Here is a 7,182-nt window from a genome sequence, read left to right as displayed (position 1 = left end):
CTCCTGGGCCTCGGCGAGCTTCTTCTGCATCTGCTGGGCCTGCTTCATGAGCTGCTGCATGTTGATTCCGGCCATGGGTTCTCCTTACTCAAGCCTCCTGCGATTCCCGCAGGCGAATAGTCCAAGGGCATGGTACCACGGGGGACCGCAGCCGCCGCGGGAGGCGGCCGTAGGCGCGGCCACAAACGCGGTCACGGTCTCTGCCGCGATCACGCCTGCGGCCACAGCTGCGGTCTCGGCCTCTACCCCAGTCTCGGTCTCGACCACGGCTGCGCTCTCGAGGGCAACTTCGTCGATTTTTCCTAATGAAAGCAGGAGATTTTTCGACGAATCCACCCTCGCAGCATGAGTACCTTAGCTGCAGGACGACCCTGGCGACCGAACTACTTGAAGACGACGTTGCCCCAGATGTTCTGGAGCACCTCTTTCGCGTCGACGGCATCGGCAGCGGGTGCAGAGGCGGCGTCGCCGGCGGCGGGAGCGGTAGCCGCGGGCTTCTGAGCTGCGGCGGGCCGCCCAGATGTCGCGGAGACTGCGGGCTGCGGGGGTACCGCGGGCTGCGCGGGGACGTCGAACGGCGGCAGCTCATCCTCATCGGCATACGAGGCTATCGTCGCGTCGTCGTACGGGACCTGCTCATCTTCCCACGCCCTACGGTCGGCCTCGATGTCGCGTTCGGGCAAGACGGTGGGACCACTCACCTGGTCGACCGTCTGCGCGGACTGAGCAGATGCCGGCTGCGCCGAGGCATCGGTCCGGCCCTGAACAGGAGCCGACGTGGGCTGCGCGGCCGACGCCGCCCGCGGGGCGGCGACAACGGGCGCCACCTGCCCGGCAGGCGCCACCTGCCGGGCGGAGGCGGTGGAGGCGCTCTCCGCAGCGGGAGTCGAGGGGGCAGCAGGGGCCGGCGCCTGAGCCGGCGCGGCCTGGACGGCCGCCGTGCCCTGCGTCGCCGCCGGAGCGGATGCGGCCTTTGGCGCCGGCGCTGTCGCGGCGGCCCCCTCCATCACGTACGTCACCGAACGCTTGCCGAACACCTGGCAGATGATGGGCATGACCAGTTGCGCCGAATCGGGCCGGGTGATCATCTTGAGCGCAAAGGTTGAACCCTTGGGGAATCCAATCGTAAGCGTCTCGCCGTCATCGCTCACCGCGCGAGAGCTCTGCAGCAAGCCACCGCGAGAGGGCTGCTCTGCCGTGACGCGCTTGACCGCATCCGCCCAACGACGCTGCAGTTCGCCGGCGTCAGCGGCAGGGGGCGTGACGGCGCATGAAGCCATATGGGGCTGGGACTCGGCGGAAATAGTCGTCTTCACTGCGGGAGCGCCAGTCGCCGACGCCGCGGACGAACTCACGCTCGCACCAGGCACCTGAGCCGTAACGGGTGCTGTGCGGTCTGAAGCCGAGCTGACAGTCGCACCGGGCTCGGGATTTGTCGAGCAGGTTGGGACGGGCGAGGCGGAGGGCTCAGCAGTGGCGGGACGCACCTGGGCAGACGCCGAATTCGCGGCGGGCATCGTGGCAGCAGCGGGAACCGCGGCAGCAGGCGCCGCGGCAACAGGGGGCACCGGTGTCGCAGCGGGTGCCGCAGCCGATGCCGTGACAGGATCGGGGGCCGGTCTCGAGGCAGCGGCTTGGGCGCCGGTTCTCTGGCCTCGCCCCATAGCCGCCGCTGGCATCTCCCCACGCGCGGGCGCGACGCCCCCCTTGGCCGACGCCGCCTGCGCGACAGACCTTGTCCCCGTCATCGAGGCAAGCTGCTCTGCCCCCATCGGCGTACTCGGAACACCGGCGGCAATCTGGGCCTCCAATCGCACGATGCGCTCGGCTAGGGCTTCCAGCGTCAAGTCGGACTCGGGACGAGCGAGCCTTGTGAGGGCTATCTCCAGGACCAAGCGCGGATCGGAGGCACTGCGCATCTCGAGGGCCGCATCGTCAAGAACGGTCAACGCGCGAGCAAGGCGATCGGCACTCCCAAACAGGCGGGCCTCCTCCACCAGCGCGGCGACCTCCTCCGGCGTCCCATCGAACAGCTCCGTCTTGGGGCCAGCGATCGCTGCGGTATAGACATCGCGCATGTGCGCCACCAGGTCGCGCGTGAGCTCCAGCAGGTCATTACCCTCACCGACCTGGACACGAACCAGCCCGAACAGGCCGACGGTGTCGCGCACGGCCATCTTGCAGGCAAACTCGGCGAGGACCGTCGACGCGACTTCGCCCAGCAGGGCGCGGGCGTCGTCCGCACGTACCGAGCCATCGCCGAATACCGAGAGCTGCTCGAGCGTGGACAGGGCGTCGCGCATGCCTCCGCGTGCGTGCTTTGCCACAATATCGAGGGCCTCATCGTCAAAGACAAAACCCTCCCGCTCGCAGATATACCGCAAACGTCCCACGATATCCTCGTTCGAGATACGGTGGAAATCAAAGCGCTGGCACCGCGAGAGAATGGTTTCCAAGATCTTTTGCGGATCGGTGGTGCATAGCACGAAGATCACGTGGCTCGGCGGCTCCTCGAGCGTCTTGAGCAACGCGTTGAACGCCGCCGTCGTGAGCATGTGGACCTCGTCGATGATGTAGACCTTGTACGCGCCGCGCACAGGCGCAAAGCTCACCGAGTTGATGATCTCCTCACGCACGTTGTCGACGCCCGTGCGGCTCGCGGCGTCCAGCTCATACACATCGGGGTGGGTTCCCGCCGCGATGGCCTCGCACTCGGGACACGTGCCGTCCGGCATGCAGCCCGAGGCGCCCTGCGCACGGGCGGCGTCGGACTTCTCGCACAGTAGAGCCTTGGCGAGGATGCGCGCCATGGTGGTCTTGCCGGTACCACGCGGCCCACAGAACAAGTACGCATGGGAAAGACGACCCTCGGCCACCGCGTGCTCAAGGGTGGAGACGATATGTTGCTGGCCAACCACGCTTTCAAACGTGAGTGGACGGTACTTCCTGTACAGCGACTCCATAAGGCGCCTCCTTTACGGCGTTTCGGGCACAGACACGCAAGCGACGAGGCTACAGCCCGTGTTCGACAAGACGACGATCGATCTCCTTTAAGGTCGACCGAATCGCGAAGAGTTGTTTGTATGTGGCGGATTTTACCCTGTTCTCCGCGCGAAGCTTCTCCATATGACGAGCCGTCTCGTCCAGCTCACGCCGCACATCGGCAGCGAACTGGTCAAACGCCGTCAGTCGATCCATGTTCTCCACGCAAGGCGCCCCCTTCTCTCCCCTTTTACCTCCCCGCTCGCGAGCGCAGGACGGACGCGGCGACGGCACGGGTGGGGCTCGACCCGCTGATGATGAATCGCTCCATCAATCATACCGTCTTGCGTCCGCGCGGGTGCCCAGGGGCGCAGCGGCGGCCCCGCCGAGGAGGCGCATGCCCGATATCGGGCGATTTTGTAACGAGTTTGCCGCGGGGTCGAGTAGACGCCTGTTTCGGCTTCCTGCGAGCTGGGGTTTTGTTGTTCAAAACGCCCGTCTACTCGGGGCGTTCGGATTCTCGTTACAAAATCGCCCGATTCCGGGCACTCCCGCATGGTGGAACGGATACGCCCGCCTGCACGCGTGGTAAAATTCGACCTACATCAACCGGCCACGGCCGTGAACGCAGCTCAAACGCACCAAGGATGGCCATGCCGCTATTCTCCCCACACAGATCGCCCCGATCCGGGGCAGGAACACCCGCATCTCACGGGCCCACCGCGGTGCCCGGCGCCAAAGCGGGCTATCCCGCGAGCGACCACGCGGGCAATGGGTTTACACCCGGCGGGGCACCACTGTCGCAGCGCCACGGACTCGGCGGCGTGCACGTTGCCCCGCCGCCCCCGGCGGGGTCCGCCGCATCCGCCCTGCTTAAGCGCTATCGCCCCCTGCAAACACGTGCGGCGGGCGGCTTTGGCAGTGTCGAGATCTGCCTCGACGGGCGCCTGCAGCGCCGCGTCGCCATTAAACGCATGCCGCTCGCCTCCCCCTACAACCGCGTCTCCACCGAAACCACCGCGACCGCGCTGGCCGAGGCCCGTACTGCGAGCATGCTCCAGCACCCCAACATCGTGCAGGTCATCGATTTCACCTACGACAGCGCCTATGCCTACCTGGTCATGGAGTACGTCGACGGCATGAGCCTCGAGGAGTTCCTCGCGCAGGTCGACGGTCACTCACTCACGTACGATGAGGCGGCCTGCATTGCCGATGCCCTCGTCCAGGCGCTGTCCTTCGCGCACGAGAACGGCGTACTCCACCTCGACATCAAGCCGGCGAACGTGCTTATCGACCACAGCGGCCACGTCAAGCTGGCCGATTTTGGCATGGCAACACTCGCGAGCGCCGCGGGGTTCAGCGGAGCGCGCGGCGGCACCATTGGCTACATGCCCCCCGAGCAACTCAACGGCGAGGTCGTGGACGAGCGCAGCGACATATTCGCCCTCGCGTCCGTGCTCTACGAATCGCTCTGCGCCGCGACCCCATTCCGGGCGGGCACGCCGGCGGACTCCCTCGCGAACATCGAAAAGGGCGTGATCTACCCCAGCGACCTGCTCCCCGACATCCCCGAATCCGCTGAGGACGCGTTGCTTTGCGCCCTCGCGCCCAACGCCTGCGACCGCATGGCGGACGTGGGTGAGTTCGGCGACCTCTTTTTGGCCAACTTGGGGAACCCGCGCGAGGGACGTCGAAGTCTGGCGCGCATCATCGCCCGCCTGACCTCGGACGAAGAAGAGGAGCAAGGGGGCGAGACGCAAGAGGCGGCTCGCGCCTGGGAGCTCGATCCCGCAGAAGGATACCTGGGCAGCCGCACACCCCGCGCGCGGTTTTACGCGCTCGGGGCGATCAGCGGAGCCGCAGTCGCGGTAACGTCCTGGACGCTCCTGGGCGACCTGGGAATCGCCGACCCTCTCGTACGCGCGATCACCGCGGCGGGCATTGGCGCCGGCGCGGCACTCGCCCCGCAGATTGGATCGGCTCTCGCCGCGGGCGGCTGGCTCATGCTTATCCTAAACAACACGCCCCTGCTCTCGGTGCTGCCCATCGCCATCCTTTCGTTCGCCCTGCTCTGCGCATGGTGGCTCGTGTGGGGCCGCCTGCAGCCTGCCTCCTCCATGGCGTTCACCGTTGCGGCGGCATGCACACTGGCATGCGGAAGCACCTCGCTCGCGGCGCCCGTTGTGGCTGCCCTCGCCGCGTTCTTCCTTGCGCCCGCCCACGCCGCCACATCCACCGCCTGTGGCCTTGCGTTCGCGCGCCTCCTTATCGCCGCGCACGTCGCTGGCGGTGCGCTGCCCCTCGACATGGCCGCACGAGCCCTGTTCTCCCTCGAGTTCCTCATCCCCGCCGCAGGCTTCTCGGCGGCTGCCGCCGGTGCGGGCTGGATGCTCGACCGCGCATGCCAGGCGCGACAAGACAGCCGCTCTACCAGCCTCACAACCATCCTGTACCTGCTGCTTCCCGTGGTTTCTGTTGTGTTGCGCCATCTTGCACAGCCTATGGAAATTGCCAGCGTGCCGCCCCTCGAGGTCGCCGCGGCTGTGGGACTTGGGTGCCTATCCTCTATAATCGTTTGGATATGCGTGTATTTGCTTGGATACAAACGAGAAACCCCGGAAGGTGATCGCTCGTGAACTTCCTGAATATCTTCGAGGACCGCGTTGCCGGCATTTTTGGCGCAGCGCAAGCTCCGTTCTCTTTTAAGAAGCTCGCCAAGCAGGCGGCTCGCGAGATGGAGGACCAGACGCTCGTGATCAACGGCGTGGACACCGCACCCGCGTTGTACACCGTCCTCATCTCCGCCGACGACGATCCGCTGCTCGCACCGTACTACGCGCAGCTCGCACGCGAGGTTTCCGAGTTCGTGAAGGCGCAGGCCGAGAAGAAGCGCTACCGCTTTTCGGGCTCCCCGCTCGTCCGCTTTATGATCGACCCGTCCCTCAAGGCGGGCAAGTTCTCCGTGTTCGCCGAAAACGTGGACGCCCCCACCCTCGCCCGCCTCTATGAAGAGGAGCGTGCGTTCCTCAACGGGGGGAAGCAGGGCGGCGCGAATGCGTTCGGATCCAGGACTCCGGCCCCATCCCCCGTTTCGCAACCCGCGCCGTCACCGCTCGCCGCCGACGCCGAGATGGGCGCCTCCGCGGCCGCCGGGATCGCGGGGCAACCCGACCCGTTCGCAGCCGACTCGCTTGCGCCCGACCCGCTCGCGGCCCCCATTCCCGTTCCCAAAACCATGACGCGCGAGCAGATCGCCGGCCTGGGCGGCGCTGCAGCCGCAACCGGTGCTGCCGGGGTTGCCGCAGCGGCAGCTGGGGCGCACATGGCGCCGTCCCGTCCCTCCGCGCCCGCCCGTCCGCTCGCCCAGCTCGTGGACGTGGTGACCGGCGACACGTACGAGATCACAAGCGCCCGAGCCACCGTGGGCCGCGAGCGCTCCGTTGCCGATGTGGTCCTGCGCGATCCCAACGTCAGCCGCAGCCACGCCCAGCTCGCCTTCACCGGAAGCGACTGGTCCATCGAGGACCTTGGCTCCACCAATGGCACGCTCGTCAACAACCGCCGTATCTCGCGCTGCCCGCTGCGCACCGGCGACCTGCTGACCTTTGGCCTCAGCACCTTCGAGTTTAGGGGCTAGCCGTGATTGACATCTTCCTGTTCGCGGGGCGCATCGTCCTCATCGTGTTGCTCTACATCTTCCTGTTCGCCGTCATGAAGACCGGCGTGGGACTGGTGCGCGGCCAGCGTCGCGACTCCGCCATTTGGACCATCGACGTCGACAAGGGCCCGCGCGGCATCCGCGGCATCCACATGGACATCCTCGGCCCCGTCATCGTGGGCCGCTCCCCCAGCTCGGACATCTGCGTGAACGAGCCCTTTGTCTCTGCGAGCCATGCGCGCTTTTCGCTGCAGGGGCCCGCGCTCGTGATCGAGGACCTCAACTCCCTCAACGGTACGCTCGTGAATGGACGCGCGCTCAAGGAGCCCGCCACCCTGCGCGAGGGCGATGAGGTCCAAATCGGAGACGTGGTCATGAAGGTGAATCGCCGATGACCGACGAGCGGGACTACACTTCACGCGGGGTGGACGAAGTGTTTGACGAAGAGCTCCCCCGCGAGCCCTTGGGTGCTCACGCCGAGCCAGCCATGCCCGCTGCCGCTCCAGCCCCAGCTGCTCCGGCCGTCCCCGTGACCCCCGCTC

At 66.8% G+C, this 7,182-nt stretch carries 5 protein-coding genes; 3 read left to right on the top strand and 2 right to left on the bottom strand.

Features of this window, described 5'->3' with window-relative positions:
* Positions 1-383: 383 nt before the first annotated feature.
* Together dnaX and Q5Q88_RS09140 are read right to left on the bottom strand one after the other, a co-directional pair.
* Entirely contained in the window at positions 384-2,963 is a 2,580-nt protein-coding gene (gene dnaX / locus Q5Q88_RS09145) for a DNA polymerase III subunit gamma/tau (protein WP_302743137.1), read from the bottom strand.
* A gap of 49 nt (positions 2,964-3,012) precedes the next feature.
* The gene (locus tag Q5Q88_RS09140; protein ID WP_302743139.1) at positions 3,013-3,198 is read right to left on the bottom strand and encodes a hypothetical protein; all 186 of its coding nucleotides are present in this window, start codon (positions 3,196-3,198) and stop codon (positions 3,013-3,015) included.
* 509 nt (positions 3,199-3,707) lie between these two features.
* Here Q5Q88_RS09140 and Q5Q88_RS09135 point away from each other — a divergent pair.
* Genes Q5Q88_RS09135 through Q5Q88_RS09125 form a run of 3 tightly spaced genes read left to right on the top strand, consistent with a single transcriptional unit; the run spans position 3,708 to position 7,035 of the window.
* Entirely contained in the window at positions 3,708-5,618 is a 1,911-nt protein-coding gene (locus tag Q5Q88_RS09135; RefSeq protein WP_302743135.1) for a serine/threonine-protein kinase, read from the top strand.
* Positions 5,615-6,619, top strand: a complete 1,005-nt coding sequence (locus tag Q5Q88_RS09130) for a DUF3662 and FHA domain-containing protein (RefSeq protein ID WP_302743133.1) — start codon at positions 5,615-5,617, stop codon at positions 6,617-6,619. Before Q5Q88_RS09135 ends, Q5Q88_RS09130 begins: the two co-directional genes overlap by 4 nt.
* 2 nt (positions 6,620-6,621) lie before the next feature.
* A complete protein-coding gene (locus tag Q5Q88_RS09125) occupies positions 6,622-7,035 on the top strand; it encodes an FHA domain-containing protein (RefSeq protein ID WP_118652834.1) in 414 nt (137 codons plus the stop codon).
* Positions 7,036-7,182: the final 147 nt, after the last annotated feature.

The sequence above is a fragment of the uncultured Collinsella sp. genome, assembly GCF_959026545.1.
Lineage (GTDB): Bacteria > Actinomycetota > Coriobacteriia > Coriobacteriales > Coriobacteriaceae > Collinsella.
Note: the sequence above shows the minus strand (reverse complement) of the source record. Positions and strands in the feature narration are given on the sequence as shown.

What these genes read in the sequence shown, in the direction of transcription:
- dnaX (WP_302743137.1), bottom strand. Translation starts at nt 2,963, where the DNA reads ATGGAGTCGCTGTACAGGAAGTACCGTCCACTCACGTTTGAAAGCGTG.
- Q5Q88_RS09140 (WP_302743139.1), bottom strand. Translation starts at nt 3,198, where the DNA reads ATGGATCGACTGACGGCGTTTGACCAGTTCGCTGCCGATGTGCGGCGT.